This is a genomic window from Streptococcus sp. ST14 (assembly GCF_046098195.1).
In the GTDB taxonomy this organism is placed as follows: Bacteria; Bacillota; Bacilli; order Lactobacillales; family Streptococcaceae; genus Streptococcus.
In genome coordinates, this window is the sequence record NZ_JBJUSF010000005.1 from 57,676 (window position 1) to 74,376 (window position 16,701).

General features: G+C 42.6%; 16 protein-coding genes. All 16 read right to left on the minus strand.

The features are described 5' to 3' along the window. Nucleotides 1-10: 10 nt before the first annotated feature. Entirely contained in the window at nt 11-1,573 is a 1,563-nt protein-coding gene (locus ACIY19_RS02785) for a 2-isopropylmalate synthase (protein ID WP_409002640.1), read from the minus strand. 314 nt (nt 1,574-1,887) lie between these two features. Beyond that, nucleotides 1,888-2,544 (minus strand): MmcQ/YjbR family DNA-binding protein, encoded by a 657-nt coding sequence (locus tag ACIY19_RS02790; RefSeq protein ID WP_409002641.1) that lies wholly within the window; start codon nt 2,542-2,544, stop codon nt 1,888-1,890. Nucleotides 2,545-2,587: 43 nt separating this feature from the next. Then, a complete protein-coding gene (locus tag ACIY19_RS02795; protein ID WP_409002642.1) occupies nt 2,588-3,220 on the minus strand; it encodes a copper homeostasis protein CutC in 633 nt (210 codons plus the stop codon). Nucleotides 3,221-3,312: 92 nt separating this feature from the next. Beyond that, nucleotides 3,313-3,672 carry a YbaN family protein gene (locus tag ACIY19_RS02800; protein WP_001220358.1) on the minus strand — a complete coding sequence of 120 codons (360 nt, stop codon included), beginning with the start codon at nt 3,670-3,672 and terminating at the stop codon, nt 3,313-3,315. 106 nt (nt 3,673-3,778) lie between these two features. Next, nucleotides 3,779-5,866: a type I DNA topoisomerase gene (gene topA, locus ACIY19_RS02805; protein WP_409002643.1), complete on the minus strand. Its 2,088-nt coding sequence runs from the start codon at nt 5,864-5,866 to the stop codon at nt 3,779-3,781. A gap of 116 nt (nt 5,867-5,982) precedes the next feature. Further along, a complete protein-coding gene (dprA, locus tag ACIY19_RS02810) occupies nt 5,983-6,831 on the minus strand; it encodes a DNA-processing protein DprA (protein ID WP_409002644.1) in 849 nt (282 codons plus the stop codon). A gap of 162 nt (nt 6,832-6,993) precedes the next feature. Beyond that, complete coding sequence (gene lepA / locus ACIY19_RS02815) at nt 6,994-8,817, minus strand: translation elongation factor 4 (RefSeq protein ID WP_409002645.1); 1,824 nt, start codon at nt 8,815-8,817, stop codon at nt 6,994-6,996. A gap of 78 nt (nt 8,818-8,895) precedes the next feature. Then, the gene (locus tag ACIY19_RS02820; protein WP_409002646.1) at nt 8,896-9,624 is read right to left on the minus strand and encodes a metallophosphoesterase family protein; all 729 of its coding nucleotides are present in this window, start codon (nt 9,622-9,624) and stop codon (nt 8,896-8,898) included. Then, nucleotides 9,625-11,292, minus strand: coding sequence for a DNA repair protein RecN (recN, locus tag ACIY19_RS02825; protein ID WP_409002647.1), 1,668 nt, complete (start codon nt 11,290-11,292; stop codon nt 9,625-9,627). Nucleotides 11,293-11,298: 6 nt separating this feature from the next. After that, nucleotides 11,299-11,730: an arginine repressor gene (locus ACIY19_RS02830; RefSeq protein ID WP_001034393.1), complete on the minus strand. Its 432-nt coding sequence runs from the start codon at nt 11,728-11,730 to the stop codon at nt 11,299-11,301. Then, nucleotides 11,723-12,538, minus strand: a complete 816-nt coding sequence (locus ACIY19_RS02835) for a TlyA family RNA methyltransferase (RefSeq protein WP_409002648.1) — start codon at nt 12,536-12,538, stop codon at nt 11,723-11,725. Before ACIY19_RS02835 ends, ACIY19_RS02830 begins: the two co-directional genes overlap by 8 nt. After that, nucleotides 12,531-13,406: a polyprenyl synthetase family protein gene (locus ACIY19_RS02840; protein WP_409002649.1), complete on the minus strand. Its 876-nt coding sequence runs from the start codon at nt 13,404-13,406 to the stop codon at nt 12,531-12,533. The genes ACIY19_RS02835 and ACIY19_RS02840 overlap by 8 nt, the downstream gene beginning before the upstream one ends. Continuing rightward, nucleotides 13,403-13,615, minus strand: a complete 213-nt coding sequence (locus tag ACIY19_RS02845; RefSeq protein WP_000043226.1) for an exodeoxyribonuclease VII small subunit — start codon at nt 13,613-13,615, stop codon at nt 13,403-13,405. The genes ACIY19_RS02840 and ACIY19_RS02845 overlap by 4 nt, the downstream gene beginning before the upstream one ends. Next, nucleotides 13,593-14,933 (minus strand): exodeoxyribonuclease VII large subunit, encoded by a 1,341-nt coding sequence (xseA, locus tag ACIY19_RS02850; RefSeq protein WP_409002650.1) that lies wholly within the window; start codon nt 14,931-14,933, stop codon nt 13,593-13,595. Before xseA ends, ACIY19_RS02845 begins: the two co-directional genes overlap by 23 nt. A 128-nt stretch (nt 14,934-15,061) precedes the next feature. Further along, the gene (gene udk / locus ACIY19_RS02855) at nt 15,062-15,700 is read right to left on the minus strand and encodes a uridine kinase (RefSeq protein WP_409002651.1); all 639 of its coding nucleotides are present in this window, start codon (nt 15,698-15,700) and stop codon (nt 15,062-15,064) included. Between the two features lie 112 nt (nt 15,701-15,812). Next, entirely contained in the window at nt 15,813-16,691 is an 879-nt protein-coding gene (truB, locus tag ACIY19_RS02860; RefSeq protein ID WP_409002652.1) for a tRNA pseudouridine(55) synthase TruB, read from the minus strand. Between the last annotated feature and the right edge of the window lie 10 nt (nt 16,692-16,701).

A 16,701-nucleotide genomic window follows, 5' to 3' on the forward strand; every position in this document is an offset into this window, starting at 1 on the left:
GCCTTCTCCTTTACACACTAGGCATGTCTCGGTAGGAAACGCTGCGCCCCATTTCACCAGCATTCTCTTTTTGAACAAAGGTATTGGCATTGATATAGGCAATAGCCGAAGCTTTCAGTACATCGAAATCAAGCCCTGCTGCATTAAAGATGGTTTCTGTATCTCTATTTTCAACAGTGACCAAGACCCGAGCCTGGGCATCGATCCCATCTGTCACCGCATCAATTGTGTAAGACACCAAGCGAACGGATTGATTGAAGAACTTATCGATAGCGTTGAAGATAGCCTCAACAGAACCTTGTCCTGTCGCATTAAACTCAACCTTCTCACCATCCATGTTGGCTAGACTAACGAGCGCTTCGATGTCATTATCCGCATGGGTTTGAAGTTGTAAATCATCAAAGTGGAATCCTTCTGGGTTTTCAACCATGATTCCAGCTACCAGAGCACGAATATCTGCATCTGTGATTTCTTGCTTTTTGTCCGCTAGTGCCTTGAACTTAGCAAAGAGTGGTTTGATGTCTTCTTCAGTAAAGTCTAGGGCCAAATCTCTTAGTTTTTCTACAAAAGCGTGGCGACCTGACAATTTACCAAGTGGAAGACTGTTACACTTGACACCAACCAATTCAGGTGTAATGATTTCATAGGTAAGAGGATTTTTAAGAACTCCATCTTGGTGAATACCAGACTCGTGAGAAAAGGCATTTCCTCCAACAACCGCCTTGTTTTTAGGAACTGGAATACCTGAGAAGCGAGAAACCATTTCTGACGTATTGATGGTTTCGTTTAGGACAATACTGGTTTCTGCTTGGTAGTAATCTTGGCGAATATTAAGCGCCACTGCTATTTCTTCAAGGGCTGCATTGCCTGCCCGTTCCCCGATACCATTGATGGTTCCTTCGACTCGTCCTGCTCCATTCTTAACAGCAGCAAGGCTATTAGCTACAGCCATACCGAGGTCATCATGACAGTGAGGCGAATAGATAATCTGACGATCGGTCTTGACATTCTCAATTAAGTATTTGAAAATGGCACCATATTCCTCTGGCGTCGTAAATCCAACCGTGTCAGGGATATTGATGTAGGTCGCACCTGCATCCACAGCTGTCTGAACAACTTGCAAGAGGAAATCCAATTCTGTTCTGGTTGCATCCTCTGGAGAAAATTCGACAATTTCAAACTTAGAACGAGCATAAGAAACATGTTCACTGATTGCTTCCAAAATCTCTTCCTTGCTCTTATTGAGCTTATACTTACGGTGAATCGGACTAGTCGCGATAAAGACGTGAACCTGAGGATACTTGGCATCCTTGAGCGCCTCATAACAAGCATCTATATCAGACTTGACCGAACGTGCCAAACCTGTCACCGCTGTTTTCTTCAAGACCTTGGCAATCTCCTGAACTGCTTTAAATGAATCTGGACTCGCCGCTGGAAAACCAGCTTCGATAGCCGAAATCCCCCATTTCTCCAGCTGTCTTGCAATGGCGACCTTTTCCTTGATTGAAAAGTTAACGCCTGGTGTCTGCTCACCATCACGGAGACTGGTATCTAAAAACTCAACTATACGCATGAGAATTCCCCCTTCAAAATTTCAGTATAGAAAAAACATCTCGCTCGGAAACCCAAGCGAGATGTTGATTTACTCCCGCTTGGTAAGCCAAACAGGACTAATGCTTTTGCACTAGCCCGAGTACCTCAACAACAAAGCAAATTGATTAAACTTAGCTGTTTTCATGTTTGACTTTCTCCTTCGTTTGATATCTTGTTTAGTATTTTAGCATAGGAAAAATCTCTTGTCAAGAAAAAATCCAATATTTTCTGAAAATTTCTTCAGTAAAGAATATTTTGCTAATTGAAAGTATTTAAAAACACAAGGGAATTTCCTTACTTTTTCAATGTCAAATTCCAACTGATTTCTAGCAAATCTAGAACTTCGTTATCCGATAAACTATCATCAAGAGCAAGACTAATCCAGTAGCGTTTGTTCATATGAAAGGCAGGGTAAATACCCTTTTGTGAAAGCAAGTCAGCTACTTGGTCATGTTTGAGGTTGACTGCTTCCACTAGCCCTTCTCTCCCCTTATCTAGCCTATCCCAAGGAATTCTCATTAAAACAGCATACCACTTTTGACTGTCTTCATGACGTAATACCGCTGTATCAGGAGATTTCTCCCACAGATATTCCAACTGATCACCATACTTTTCTTGAACTTGAGCCATGATGCGCTTAGTCTGAGGACAGATAAAATCCTGCACGTCAAAACAAGCCTTCCGAATCTGATAGAGAATCTCCAAACAAGCCTCACGGACACTTCCAACAAAAGTTCCACTCATGCTTTCCATATGGACTTGAGGATAAAGGTCACCAGTCTCCTGATCAAAAACTTGAAAGCTCACATTATCCGTTGTGATGGACACAGTCATGACAAAGTCGCCATCCAAGATCTGGAAACTGTAGGTCCAGACTCCCTCATTTTCTATAAAACCGTAGGCACTGGCTTTTTCTTGATTAAACTGATAGGATTTAAAAATTTCAAACATAAGTGAAAACTGCTACCCAAAGCTAGCAGTTCCTTTCTATTTTTTAAAAGACAACCTTAGTACCATGCAATTGTGTCACGCCCAGTTGGTCGATAAAGGTTTGACGGTTGTCCAAGTCAATCCCCCCACCTGGTAAGATTTCAATTTTACCTTTTGCATGTTCCAAAATTCTGTGATAGTGGGCAAAACGTTTTTCTAGCGAGTCACCAGACACACCAGCACGAGTCAAGATACGAGTGACACCAGCTTGGCTGAGCCAGTCAATAGCTTCCAACTGGTCTTCTTCGCTCAATTCATCAAAGGCCATGTGGAAGACAATTTCCATTCCTTTTGATGCGGCAATTAACTTCTCTAGATTAACCTTGTCCAACTTCTTATCAGCAGTTAAAGCACCAAAAACGACCCCTTGGCTACCTGCTTGAGCAGTTAAACGAATGTCTTCTAGCATGATGGCAATTTCAAGATCAGTATAGACAAAATCGCCACCACGTGGACGAATCATGGTCATAATGGTCGTATCGTAGTTAGCTGCTAATTCAACAGCTGCCTTGGTTACTCCATAGCTTGTTGTTGTCCCGCCAACGGCTAAATTATCACAGAGTTCGATTCGACGAGCTCCAGCTTGCATAGCTTTTTCAAGCAAGGTCACATTTTCAGCACAAAATTCGTAAATCATTTGATTCTCCTTGAAGATTACTTTTAATTTATTATATCATATTATTTAAATATGCTTTCATTTTTATCAAGGCAAATAACTACTATTTTTATCTATTCTTTGTCAGGAATGACTTTAAAGAGATAGTAGGTGATAAAGATAGTCAAGGCTCCCAGACCAATTTTGACTGGCAAAAGAGGGGCAAAATAAATAGAAATCCCCATCAAGATATAGATGGATACGATGATTTTTTTCTTGCGTTCACGCGCTATTGACTTGGTTTCCCGAAAGTCAGCTACATAGGTCTGATAAAGCTTTGTATGATAAAGCCAGTCTTCAAAACGCTTAGAAGATTTTGAAAAGCAAGCGATAGCTAACAAAAGAAAGGGCGTTGTTGGCAAGAGGGGCAAGACAACCCCAACAAGAGCCAAGGCTAAAGAAATAAAACCAATACTTAGGTAAATAATACGCATGTCTTCTCCTAATTGAAATAATCTTCTACTAGTTTCCCACAAAGTGAGGAAATTTGTCAAGCTTCAAGTAAAAAGAGCCTGAAATTTATTTTCAGGACACTTCGTTTTATTTAATTTTCTCTTCTTCGTAGTCGCCATTACTACACACAATCTGTTTACCACCACCACGGACTTTCTTCTCCATAAGGAAGTGACCACATTTTGGACAATCACGTCCAACTGGTTTATCCCAGGAAGTAAATTCACATTCTGGGTAGCGATTGCAACCATAGAAGATACGATTGCGTTTGGTTTTGCGTTCGATGATTTGTCCTTGATGACAGCTTGGACACTCGACTCCAATCTCCTTAACAATCGCTTGTGTATGACGACAGTCTGGGAAATTGCTACAAGCATAGAATTTACCAAAACGGCCTAGCTTAATCACCATTGGACTGCCACAAACCTCACAGTCAAATCCAGCTGGCTCATCCTTGATCTGAATTTTTTCCATTTCAGCTTCAGCCTTGGCTACATCTTTGGAGAATGGCTTGTAAAATTCGTCAATAACACGTTGCCACTGTTCTTTTCCAACTTCAACATCATCCAGTTTGCCTTCCATCTCAGCTGTGAAGGTCACGTTTACGATGTCAGGAAAATATTCAACAATAAGTTTATTGACAATTTCTCCTAATTCTGTCGGTTCAAAGCGTTTGGCTGCCAGACGAACATAATAGCGTTTCTGGATGGTTTCAATGGTTGGAGCGTAGGTTGAAGGACGTCCAACACCATTTTCTTCCAAGGTCTTGATCAGTGTCGCTTCCGAATAGCGAGCAGGCGGTTGGGTGAAATGCTGTTCTGGCTTGCTATTAACTTGCTTTACCACATCTCCAACTGCCATATCTGGCAACATCTTATTTTTGTCAGAGTCATTGTAGATAGCAAGATACCCATCAAACTTAACTTGACTTCCATTTGCCGCAAACTGAACCCCATTTTGAGAAAGCTTAACAGCCATGGTATCAAAGATAGCTCCTGTCATCTGGCTTGCCACAAAACGGTTCCAGATAAGGGTATAAAGTTTGAGCTGGTCTTTGTCCAAGTACTTAGCGATGCTTTCAGGTGTGTTAAAGACACTAGATGGACGAATGGCTTCGTGAGCATCTTGAGCTCCTGAGGCATTCTTGACCTTGCTACCATGCTTGGAATACTTGCTACCAAAACGGTCGTTAATGTAGCTTGCCGCTTCATTCTGAGCCACAGGACTGATACGAGTCGAGTCTGTACGCATATAGGTAATCAAACCTTGCACACCTGATCCGATATTGATTCCTTCATAGAGCTGTTGGGCAACCATCATGGTCTTACGAGTACGGAAATTGATTTTGTTGGCAGCATCCATCTGCATGGTTGAGGTCGTATAAGGTAGGGGCGCATTACGTTTGCGCTCCTTCTTATCTACCTGATCCACTGTAAAATCTTTACTCGTTAGATGGGACAAGACTTCTTTGACCTCTTCATTGGTGGTCAATTTCATCTTTTTGCCATTCATACCATAGAAAGAAGCTTGAAATTGCTTGGTTCCCTTCTTAAAGACACCATCAATTGTCCAGTATTCTTCTGGTTGGAAGGCATTGATTTCATTTTCACGGTCAATGATGAGCTTAAGGGCAACAGACTGCACGCGTCCTGCTGATAAGCCCTTCTTGACCTTTTTCCACAAAATTGGCGAAATCGAATAGCCTACCAAGCGGTCCAAGACACGACGAGCTTGTTGGGCATCGACCAAGTCCATATCAATCTTGCGAGGTTCTTTAAAAGCATTTTTTACTGCGTCTTTGGTGATTTCATTAAAGACCACACGATTGGCATCATTCTCATCCAAATCAAGGATATGAGCCAAATGCCAGGAAATTGCTTCTCCTTCACGGTCCGGGTCACTCGCCAGAAAGACTTTATTGGCCTTTTTAGCTTCTTTTTTCAAGTCATTAATGAGAGGGCCTTTTCCACGGATATTGATATACTGTGGTTCATAATTGTTTTCAATATCAACAGACATACTGGATTTTTTCAAATCTCGGATATGTCCAACACTGGCTAGAACCTTGTAATTTCGTCCTAGATATTTCTCAATCGTTTTCGCCTTAGCAGGCGACTCCACGATGACTAGATTTTTTTTAACTGTTGATTTTTTCTTCTTTGTTGCCGTAGCCACACTATCACACCTTTTCAAAGTAATAAACTTTATAAAGTGTAAACCATTTTTCTATAGCTGTCAAGACTTAACTCCTATATATAGAAGAAAAGTTTATCTGAATGAACAATTTCTCCTTAAAATTCAAACTCTGCCAACACATCTTGACCACTTGTGACCAGTTTTGCTCCTTCTTGGATCAAATGGTGGCAACCATCTGAATGGCCATCAAGAATGTTCCCTGGAATAGCAAAGACATCGCGTCCTTCCTCCATGGCGCGTTCACAGGTAATGAGACTCCCAGAGCGCATCCTTGCCTCTGCAACGATCACACCACGGCAAAGGCCAGCAATGATGCGATTACGAGCTGGAAAGTGAAATTTCAAGGGTTCTTCACCTGGACCGTACTCACTTAGCACTAGATGATGATTTCCAATGTAGTCCTGCAAGCGTTTATTAGCACGTGGATAAAAGACATCCAATCCAGTTCCAATGACAGCAATCGTTCGTCCTCCATTCTGGAGCGCAGCCATATGGGCAGCGGTATCGATTCCTTTGGCCAAGCCACTGACCACGATTAACTCGTTTTCCAAACCTTGGATAATTTTCTGGACCGACTTAGCACCTTGGCTGGAACAAGAACGACTCCCCACAAGAGCAACCTTTGGAAACTTCAGTAAATCCAGATTCCCTTTGTAAAACAAAAGAGCTGGAGCATCATAAATCTCACTCAGATCCCAAGGATAACAGTCGTCTAGAATCGAGAAGGATGGGATTTTTTGGAACTCCTTCTCCAACTGCGCATCATCAATCTGGAAATAGCGTTCCATAAAGACAGCAGGATTGCGGCAACCAGAGATTTCAGCAATATCTCCTAACAAAAGTTCCTGCTCCACAGTCTCGTCATATTCAAGGACAGTTAAAATCTGTTGATTGGTCAAGCCTGCTTTTCTTAATTTGTAAATCTCATAGTTTGTGATTTTCATATACAACTCCATTTCTTTTTCTACTCATCTATCTATTCGTAAAAATCATAAAAAGAAGACATGATAATCTGAATTTTGATTTTAGTCAACTTTCGTATTTGATAGCTTTCGTTTAGCAAAAATAGAAAAAACCCTTGAGAAAAATTCAAGAGTTTTCTATTTCTATTCTTCATCCATGCTCAAGACGCTAAGGAAAGCCTCTTGTGGAACTTCCACTGATCCGATAGCTTTCATACGCTTCTTACCAGCTTTTTGTTTTTCAAGGAGTTTACGTTTACGCGAAACGTCACCACCATAACACTTGGCAAGTACGTTTTTACGAAGGGCCTTGATATCCGTACGAGCCACAATTTTGTGTCCAATAGCTGCCTGAATTGGCACCTCAAACTGTTGACGAGGGATGATTTTCTTGAGCTTATCAACGATGAGTTTCCCACGTTCGTAAGCAAAATCCTTGTGAACGATAAAGCTGAGGGCATCGACCTTATCACCATTGAGAAGGATGTCCATTTTGACCAGCTTAGATGGACGGTACTCTGACAATTCGTAGTCAAAGCTTGCATAACCACGTGTCGAAGACTTGAGCTTATCAAAAAAGTCAAATACAATTTCAGCAAGTGGAATTTGATAGATGACATTGACACGATTGTCATCAATATAATCCATAGTCACAAAGTCCCCACGCTTGCGTTGAGCCAGTTCCATCACTGCTCCAACGAACTCCTGCGGCACCATAATCTGAGCCTTGACATACGGTTCTTCAATGGTCGCAATCTTAGTTGGGTCTGGGAATTCTGATGGATTTGACACATCCATAGACTCACCGTCAGTTTGGTTAACCTTGTAGATAACAGAAGGAGCTGTCATAATGAGGTCAATGTTAAACTCACGCTCTAAACGCTCTTGGATAACATCCATATGGAGGAGTCCAAGGAATCCACAACGGAAACCAAATCCAAGAGCCTGAGATGTTTCTGGTTCAAACTGCAAGCTAGCATCGTTGAGCTGCAGTTTCTCAAGGGCTTCACGAAGGTCATTGTACTTGTTTGACTCGATTGGGTAAAGTCCTGCAAAGACCATAGGGTTCATTTGCTTGTAGCCATCTAGAGGCTCTGTGGCAGGATTGCTTGCTAGGGTCACTGTATCACCGACACGAGTATTTTGAACCGTCTTGATAGAAGCCGCAATATAACCAACGTCACCTGTGGCTAGGAAATCACGCCCTACAGCTTTCGGTGTGAAAATTCCGACTTCCGTCACATCAAAGGTCTTGCCATTACTCATAAGCTGAATCTTATCGCCAGGTTTGACTACTCCATCCATGACACGAACCTGGAGGATAACCCCGCGGTAGGCATCGTAAACAGAGTCGAAAATCAATGCCTTAAGTGGCGCCGTTACATCACCTGTTGGTGCTGGCACTTTTTCCACGATTTGCTCAAGAATCTCTTCGATACCAATACCAGCTTTGGCAGAAGCTAAGACTGCTTCACTGGCATCCAGTCCAATGACATCTTCAATCTCCGTACGAACGCGCTCAGGATCAGCTGCTGGTAGGTCAATCTTGTTAATAACAGGAAGAATTTCCAAATCATTGTCCAAGGCTAGATAAACGTTGGCAAGAGTTTGAGCCTCAATCCCTTGGGCTGCATCGACCACCAGAATAGCTCCCTCACAGGCTGCTAGCGAACGCGACACTTCATAGGTAAAGTCCACATGCCCAGGTGTGTCTATCAAGTGAAAAATATAGGTCTCTCCATCTTTTGCAGTGTAATTGAGCTCAATGGCATTGAGTTTGATGGTAATCCCACGTTCACGCTCAAGATCCATACTATCCAGAAGCTGGGCTTGCATTTCACGACTAGAAACCGTCTCCGTCTTTTCCAAAATGCGGTCTGCCAAAGTAGACTTCCCGTGGTCAATATGGGCGATAATAGAGAAGTTCCGGATCTTCTCCTGTCGTTTTTTCAATTCTTCTAAATTCATGATTCTCTTCCTTTCAGGGTATCTATTTATTATAAATTGTTTTTAACATTTTGACAAGACCATACCCTGCTAGGAGTACTAATCTTCGGCAATAAAGCCATCATTTTCGATAAAGTGGTGTTCGGTCATTCCTTGGTCTGTAAAGATGATTCCATGAAGGACACCACCATAGACAGCTCCTCCATCCATGCCAATCTTACCATCCTCTGTCACCCAAAGGTCAGCAGTACCTGGTTTCTGATCTAGTAGACCATAGACTGGTGTATGCCCAAAGACAATCATTTTCCCAGTATGATTTTCGGCTTCGTGGAATGGTTTTCTGAGCCAGACTTTCTTGTAATCAGTCGTTTCATGCCAATCATCCAAGGTCAAATCAATACCAGCATGTACAAAGATATACTTGTCTGTCTCAACAACAAAAGGCATCTGACGAATAAATTCGACTAAATCTGCTGCTTCCGTCTCGACGCGTTTAGCGTCTTCAACTGCATCCACAGGTGCATCCAAGGGACGACCTAGGATAGAGTTAATAGTTGTATCACCACCATTTCGACGATAGTGGTCATAGCTTTCTTCAGGATTGTCCAACCAAGTCAAAAACATATACTCATGGTTTCCTGATAGACAGATAGCCCCTTGATTGTCCACCAGGTCCTTGACCATTTCTAGAACACGGCGACTATCTTCACCTCGGTCAATCAAATCCCCTAGAAAAAGCAACTGGGTGCGACCATCCCATGTTTTGAGCAAGTCTTCCAGCATACCTGCTTTTCCATGGACATCTCCAATTACATAATAGTCTGTCATTTATTTCTCCCTCGTTTGCAATAATTCTTTCGCTTGGGTAAGGGCTGCTTCTGTTACATTCTCTCCTGCTAACATCTTAGCAACTTCCTCTACTCGTTCTTCTAAAGTCAAGAGACGAACTGTCGAAACAGTTGAATGTTCGTCACTAATCTTTTCAATAAAGAATTGATAATCCGCAATCGCAATTACTTGTGGTAGGTGAGAAATAGCTAAAACCTGACCATGTTGGCCAATCTTGTGAATCTTCTGAGCAATAGCTTGAGCAACACGACCTGAAACTCCCGTATCCACCTCATCAAAGACAATACTGGTCTTACCTTCCTTACGAGAAAAGGCAGACTTGATGGCTAGCATGAGACGAGACAATTCCCCACCAGATGCCACCTTAACCAAAGGTTTAAAGTCTTCACCTGGGTTGGTAGAAATGTAAAACTCGACCGTTTCATTCCCCTCACGACTAAATTTGCCCTTGCTAAAGCGAACTTGAAATTGAGCCTTCTCCATATAAAGATCTTGCAGTTCTTGTTTTATCTCTGCTTCTAGCTGCTGGGCCAAGTCATGGCGGGCTGAAGCTAGCTGATTTGCCAACGCAACAAGATTGACTTCCAATTTCTTAAGCTCTACTTCCATGTCTTCGGAGGAAAGGTTATTTCCTGTCAAGAGATTGTACTCTTCCGTAATCTTAGCAAAGTAAAGCAAGACCTCGTCTACAGTCCCCCCATACTTACGTGTGATTGTATTGAGCAAATCTAAGCGATTTTCAACCTGCATCAGGCGATTGCCATCAAAATCTAGATCTTCTATGATATCTTCCAAACGCTTGGTAATATCTTCTAGAACATAGTAGGTTTCTGATAGAGAACTTGAAATTTCACGGTATTCAGGATCGTATTCTTCGATACTTTCCATGTCATTCATAGCGGAACGGACATTTGCTAGGCTGGAGAATTCCTCATTATCCAACATAGTGTAGGCATTTGTCAAGGTATCTGCTATATTTTTATGGTTGAGGAGTTTGTCTCGTTCTTTATTGAGACTAACATCTTCCCCAGCTTGCAAATTTACCGCCTCAATCTCTGCCATTTGAAATTCCAACATCTCAATGCGAGACTTGTGTTCCTGCTGATTTTTCTTGACTTCAAGAACTTGTTTACGCATTTTGCGATAGGCATCAAAACTTGTCTGATAGGCTTGTTTCAACTCAAAAAATGCTGCATCACCAAATTCATCCAACATTTGGATATGAAGTTGCGGACGCATTAACTCTTCTTGGTCATGTTGACCATGGATATCCACAAGGTGTTGCCCAATAGCACGCAAGACAGAAAGATTGACCATCTGGCCATTCACTCGACTAACACTTCGCCCATTTTGAAGAATTTCACGACGGATGATAATCTCATCCCCCAATTCCAAACCTTGCTCGTCAAAGAGTTCTTGTAAAGAACGACTATTCTCAACAGAGAAAAGCCCTTCAATCTCAGCCTTGGGAGCACCATGACGAATGACATCCGTAGCCGCTCTAGCTCCTAGCATCATGTTCATGGCATCGATAATAATTGATTTACCAGCACCTGTTTCACCAGTTAAGACTGTCATGCCTTTTTCAAAATTGAGCGAAATCGCCTCTATAATGGCAAAATTTTTAATCGAAATTTCAAGTAACATATCGACCTACCATTTTTTAACTTGTTCAGATATTTCCTTAGCTGCTTCCTCTGTTTTTGCCACAATCAAAATTGAATTGTCATCCGCAATGCAGCTAAAAATCTTATCAGAAAATGCTGCAACCAGCTGACCTTTCACAAATACTGTATTTCCCGGAATGACATTGAGGTTAAGCATGTTACCCATTACTTGAGAACCTTCGATGTTATTCTCAGCCAACTGCAAACTCTTCACAATTGATTTTGGCAATTCATAGATATAAGTGTTGTTTTTCAAAGGAATTTTAACAATACCAAGCTCTTTGATGTCTCTTGATACAGTAGCTTGAGTGGCAGAGATACCTGCTTCCTTTAAGTGCTCAACGATTTCTTCCTGTGTTCCGATTTGGTAATCTGTTACAAATCTTCTAATTTTTTCAAGTCTTTCTTTTTTATTCATCTTTAAATTCTCTATGTGCTCTCTCTACAACTTTTTCTATTTCAGGGGCAACTTGGTTACTTGCTCCATTTTCCTTTTTCAAATATGCCAGAAATTCGATGTTTCCATGTCCACCTTGGATTGGTGAATAGTCTAATCCAAGCACAGAAAAGCCTTGCTCAACCGCCATATCAGTGACTGATTCAAGGACATGTTGGTGAACCTTAGCATCATGAATAATTCCATTTTTTCCAATTTGCTCACGGCCTGCCTCAAACTGCGGTTTGATAAGAGCTACCACCTGACCTTGATCAGCCAAAACTCGATGTAGGGCTGGTAAGATCAGACTAAGGGAAATGAAACTCACATCAATACTGGCAAAACTTGGTTCCTGCTCAAAGTCAGTCTTTTCTGCATAGCGGAAATTAAACTGCTCCATGCTGACAACCCGAGAATCTTGGCGCAGTTTCCAGGCTAACTGATTAGTCCCAACATCCACCGCGTAAACAAGCTCAGCACCATTCTGCAACATGACATCGGTAAAGCCACCAGTAGAAGCCCCAATATCAATCGTGGTCGCCCCATCCACTGACAAATCAAAGACCTGCAAGGCCTTTTCCAGTTTCAAGCCACCACGGCTGACATACTTGAGTTTCTCCCCCTTGAGTTTTAGCTCGGTGTCATCTGGAATTTTCTCTCCTGGCTTGTCAAACCGTTCTCCATTAAGGACTGCTACGACTAGGCCAGCCATGACACCACGCTTGGCCTGCTCTCTCGTTTCAAACAAGCCCTGTTTATAAGCTAGTACATCCACTCTTTCCTTAGCCATTGATTCTCAAACTTTCTACTACTTTCACAATCGGTTCTGTTTCAAAACTAACCTGCTCAGCAATTTCTTCTAATTTCGCATTGGCTTGATCCAGAGTTTGGTTACAAAAGGCAATAGCCTCTTCCAAGCCCAGCAAGGCAGGATAGGTTGATTTTTCAGCTTGTAAATCCTTTTGTGGTGTCTTGCCTATTTCCTCGAAACTAGCGGTAACATCTAACACATCATCCCTGACTTGAAAAGCAAGTCCGATCAATTCACCCACAGTTTTTAGCTTTGCCTGTATTTCAGGTGCCAATTCAGCTATAATAGCTGCTGCTTGGAAAGGATAGGCTAGTAATTTCCCTGTTTTATTAGCATGAATGGTCTGAAGTTCTTCCAAAGACAAGTGCTGACGTTCACCCTCCATGTCCAGAACCTGCCCTGCCACCATGCCCAAACTACCTGACGCAAGGGATAAGTTGGCTATCAAGTCCACCTTGATCTGACTTGGCAAATCTGCCTGCGCTATCAAGGCATAGGGATCTAAGAACAAAGCATCTCCTGCCAAAATTGCCATTGCTTCGCCGAATTTCTTATGATTGGTCAAGCGTCCCCGACGATAATCGTCGTCATCCATAGCTGGAAGGTCATCGTGAATCAAACTTCCAGTATGAATCATTTCCAAGGCCGCTGCCACTTGAGCATGTGCTGATTGGATAACGACTTGCAGGGATTCCAGAACTTCTAGCAAGAGAAAAGGACGAATACGCTTGCCACCAGCATGAATGGAATAGAGAACAGACTCCCGTAAACTAGAAGCAAACTGCTGGTCTCCATAAAAGTCTTCCAAAGCCGACTCCACAAGAGCTAATTTTTCTTGCTTCTTCATTCAAAATCACTTTCTGTTCCGTCTTCTTGCATGACCTTAACCAAGGTCTTTTCAGCCTTGTCCAGCGTCGCTTGGAGCTCTTTTGACAAGACCATGCCCTTTTGAAAGGCAGCAATCGCATCTTCCAGAGCGATTTCACCATTTTCCAAACTTTGGACAATGGTCTCCAATTCTGCTAGATTTTCCTCAAATTTCTTTTGTTTTGACATCTTTAACCTCTAATTCTACTTGACCATCTCGCATCAAAAGCGTCACTTGGTCTTTTTTCTTCAACATCTCAACAGAATCGACTACGGACTCTTCTTTTTTGACAATTGCATAACCACGCGCCACGATTCGACTGGTATCCAACATCAGTAGAGCTTCTGAAAGTCGCTTCACCTCAGCAACCTTGGCATCATAAACCAGCGCCATTTGGCTACGTAGGAGCTTGTCCAACTGACCTAGACGGTCTTGATAACGCTGGATTTTGGTAATAGGTGATAATTGTAGCAGTTGATGCGTCCTTGCTTGGACTAGCTGTTTATTATCAGAAATCCGTGTTCGCAAACTTTGTTTTAAGCGCAGTTGCAGTTGGTCCAAGCGTTGCAAATAACCATCATACAAGCGCTCTGGTTGTCTAAAAATCACAGACTGACTGCATTTTTTCAAAACCTCTTTTTTCCTTGACAGGACATTCTGAACCGCTGTTGCCATTCGTTTTTCTTGATTTTGCAAATGGGTCAAGAGATCCAACTTAGTTACAGGCGTTGCCAGTTCTGCAGCAGCGGTTGGCGTCGCCGCCCGACGATCCGCTACAAAATCTGCCAAGGTCACATCCGTCTCATGCCCAACACTAGAAATGATTGGCAAGCGAGATTCAAAAATAGCCCGTACCACAATCTCTTCGTTAAAGGCCCAGAGATCCTCGATGGAACCACCTCCACGACCAATGATGAGGACATCTAGGTCCTCACGCTGATTAGCACGAGCAATATTTCGAGCAATTTCCTCCGCAGCTCCATCACCTTGCACCTTAGTTGGATAGAGAAGGATATCAACACCTGGAAAGCGCCTGCTGACAGTCGTGATGATATCTCGAATAACAGCTCCACTGCGACTGGTTACCACACCGATTCTCTTAGCAAACTGGGGCAGAGGCTGCTTGAACCGTTCTTGAAAGAGACCTTCTTCCGTTAGTTTTTTCTTGAGTTGTTCAAACTGAATCGCAAGCGCACCAACTCCATCAGGTTCAGCCTTTTCAATGATGATAGAGTAGCTCCCGCTCGGTTCATAAACCTGAACACGCCCAATCACATTGATTTTCATCCCTTCTTCCAGGTCGAAACCTATTTTCTGATAGATCCCTGACCAGATGGTTGCTTGAATAACCGCATGGTCATCTTTTAAGGAGAAATATTGATGAGTAGGTCGTTTACGAAAATTGGAAACTTGACCAGTTAAATAGACCCGTTCCAAGTAAGGGTCTTTATCGAATTTCATTTTCAGATACTTGGTCAAAGTTGTTACCGATAAATACTTTTCCATCTCCACCTACTATTCATTTTCTTGCTTTTCCATGGGTATTATTATACCAAAAACATGCTTAAAAATCACCTTTTTCCTACTGAAACTCAAGGAAAAATAGAAAAAGGAGGCATGGCCTCCTCATCTGATTATTTGCTGTTTCGTGCTTCTTCCAAAATCTTTGCAATCTTGGTGGTCAAAAGGTCAATAGCAACTGTATTGCTGACCCCTTCAGGAATGACGATATCCGCATACCGCTTGGTCGGCTCGATAAACTGGTGGTACATGGGTTTGACCACACCCAAATACTGATCAATAACGCTATCTAGACTACGGCCACGCTCCTCCATATCACGCTTGATACGACGAATAATGCGCACATCATCATCTGTATCCACAAAAATCTTGATATCCATCAAATCGCGCAGACGCTTGTCCTCCAAAACCAAAATCCCCTCAACGATAAAGACATCCTGAGGCTCCTGACGATAGGTCTTTCTACTCCGCGTATGCGCTGTATAGTCATAAGTTGGAATGTCCACTGGACGCCCCGCCAACAATTCCTTAATCTGCTCGATCATCAAATCTGTATCAAAGGCAAAAGGGTGGTCATAGTTGGTTTTGACACGCTCTTCAAAAGTCAAGTGAGACTGATCCTTGTAGTATGAATCATGCTCAATCATGGAAATCTTTTCATCAGGGAAATGCGATAAAATGGCTCTTGAAACACTGGTCTTACCACCACCAGAACCACCTGTCACTCCGATAATGATTGGTCTATTTTGCATGCTATCCTCCGTTTTTTATCCGTCGTCTATTCTATCACATTTTTTACAAAATTTATAGTCTGATTTGGACAGTATGGGGTGAAACATTTCCAATCCATACACCCCAGTTAGACTAGCTAAAAACCTTTCTTGGCTTGTAGAGATTGCCCCTTTTTTCTAGAATGGCTAGCAATGTATTTCCTTCAAAGGCAGCTATCTCCTTATCCGACTGTTCTAGCTCGATAAAACGACCAAAGCGGACTTCTGTAGCCTGTTCTGGAGTTAGAAAAACTTTGACAAGGTCCCCTGTTCCAATCTCTAACGGATAAAGAAAGTCCAGTTGCTCTGCCTCCACTTTTGCAGCAATTTCGTCCAAGGTAAAAGCATCTTCTAGATGTAAACCGGCTGCACTAGTCCGAGTCAAATGGGACATATGGGCCGCATAACCCAGCTTCTCACCCAAGTCAACCGATAAGGTACGGATATAGGTTCCCTTACTGCATTTTACACGAAAAGTAAAGCTTGCAAGATGCCCCTCATAAGAAATCGGACTTGTTCGTTCAAATTGATAAATGGTCACCTGACGTTCTGGACGCTCCACTTCCTGACCAGCACGCGCATACTCATAGAGCTTGCGACCATTAACCTTGACAGCCGAATACATAGGCGGAATCTGACTAATAGGCCCAGTCAGATTAGCAATTGCTTCATCGACAAGCTTTTCATCCAATGGCGACAAAACGGGTGTCTCAGCGACCACTTCCCCACTGGCATCCTCGGTCGTCGTTGAATAGCCGATAGTAATCTCCCCCTCGTAGACCTTGCCCTCATCCTGCATAAACTCGACCATGCGAGTCGCCTTGCCAACTGCAATAGGTAAAACACCCACCACATCCGGATCCAGCGTCCCACCATGACCGATTTTCTTAGTTCCCAAAATCTTACGCAGTTTAAAGACCGCATCATGCGAGGTCATGCCCGCTTCTTTTCTTAAGTTGATAATACCGTTCATGTTTTGCTTT

Excerpts from the sequence above, each read along its gene's own strand:
- ACIY19_RS02785 (WP_409002640.1), bottom strand. The coding sequence starts at position 1,573 with ATGCGTATAGTTGAGTTTTTAGATACCAGTCTCCGTGATGGTGAGCAG.
- ACIY19_RS02800 (WP_001220358.1), bottom strand. The coding sequence starts at position 3,672 with ATGCGTATTATTTACCTAAGTATTGGTTTTATTTCTTTAGCCTTGGCT.
- ACIY19_RS02830 (WP_001034393.1), bottom strand. The coding sequence starts at position 11,730 with ATGAATAAAAAAGAAAGACTTGAAAAAATTAGAAGATTTGTAACAGAT.
- ACIY19_RS02795 (WP_409002642.1), bottom strand. The coding sequence starts at position 3,220 with ATGATTTACGAATTTTGTGCTGAAAATGTGACCTTGCTTGAAAAAGCT.
- truB (WP_409002652.1), bottom strand. The coding sequence starts at position 16,691 with ATGAACGGTATTATCAACTTAAGAAAAGAAGCGGGCATGACCTCGCAT.
- dprA (WP_409002644.1), bottom strand. The coding sequence starts at position 6,831 with ATGAAAATCACAAACTATGAGATTTACAAATTAAGAAAAGCAGGCTTG.
- xseA (WP_409002650.1), bottom strand. The coding sequence starts at position 14,933 with ATGGAAAAGTATTTATCGGTAACAACTTTGACCAAGTATCTGAAAATG.
- udk (WP_409002651.1), bottom strand. The coding sequence starts at position 15,700 with ATGCAAAATAGACCAATCATTATCGGAGTGACAGGTGGTTCTGGTGGT.
- recN (WP_409002647.1), bottom strand. The coding sequence starts at position 11,292 with ATGTTACTTGAAATTTCGATTAAAAATTTTGCCATTATAGAGGCGATT.
- ACIY19_RS02820 (WP_409002646.1), bottom strand. The coding sequence starts at position 9,624 with ATGACAGACTATTATGTAATTGGAGATGTCCATGGAAAAGCAGGTATG.
- ACIY19_RS02790 (WP_409002641.1), bottom strand. The coding sequence starts at position 2,544 with ATGTTTGAAATTTTTAAATCCTATCAGTTTAATCAAGAAAAAGCCAGT.
- lepA (WP_409002645.1), bottom strand. The coding sequence starts at position 8,817 with ATGAATTTAGAAGAATTGAAAAAACGACAGGAGAAGATCCGGAACTTC.
- ACIY19_RS02840 (WP_409002649.1), bottom strand. The coding sequence starts at position 13,406 with ATGAAGAAGCAAGAAAAATTAGCTCTTGTGGAGTCGGCTTTGGAAGAC.
- ACIY19_RS02835 (WP_409002648.1), bottom strand. The coding sequence starts at position 12,538 with ATGGCTAAGGAAAGAGTGGATGTACTAGCTTATAAACAGGGCTTGTTT.
- ACIY19_RS02845 (WP_000043226.1), bottom strand. The coding sequence starts at position 13,615 with ATGTCAAAACAAAAGAAATTTGAGGAAAATCTAGCAGAATTGGAGACC.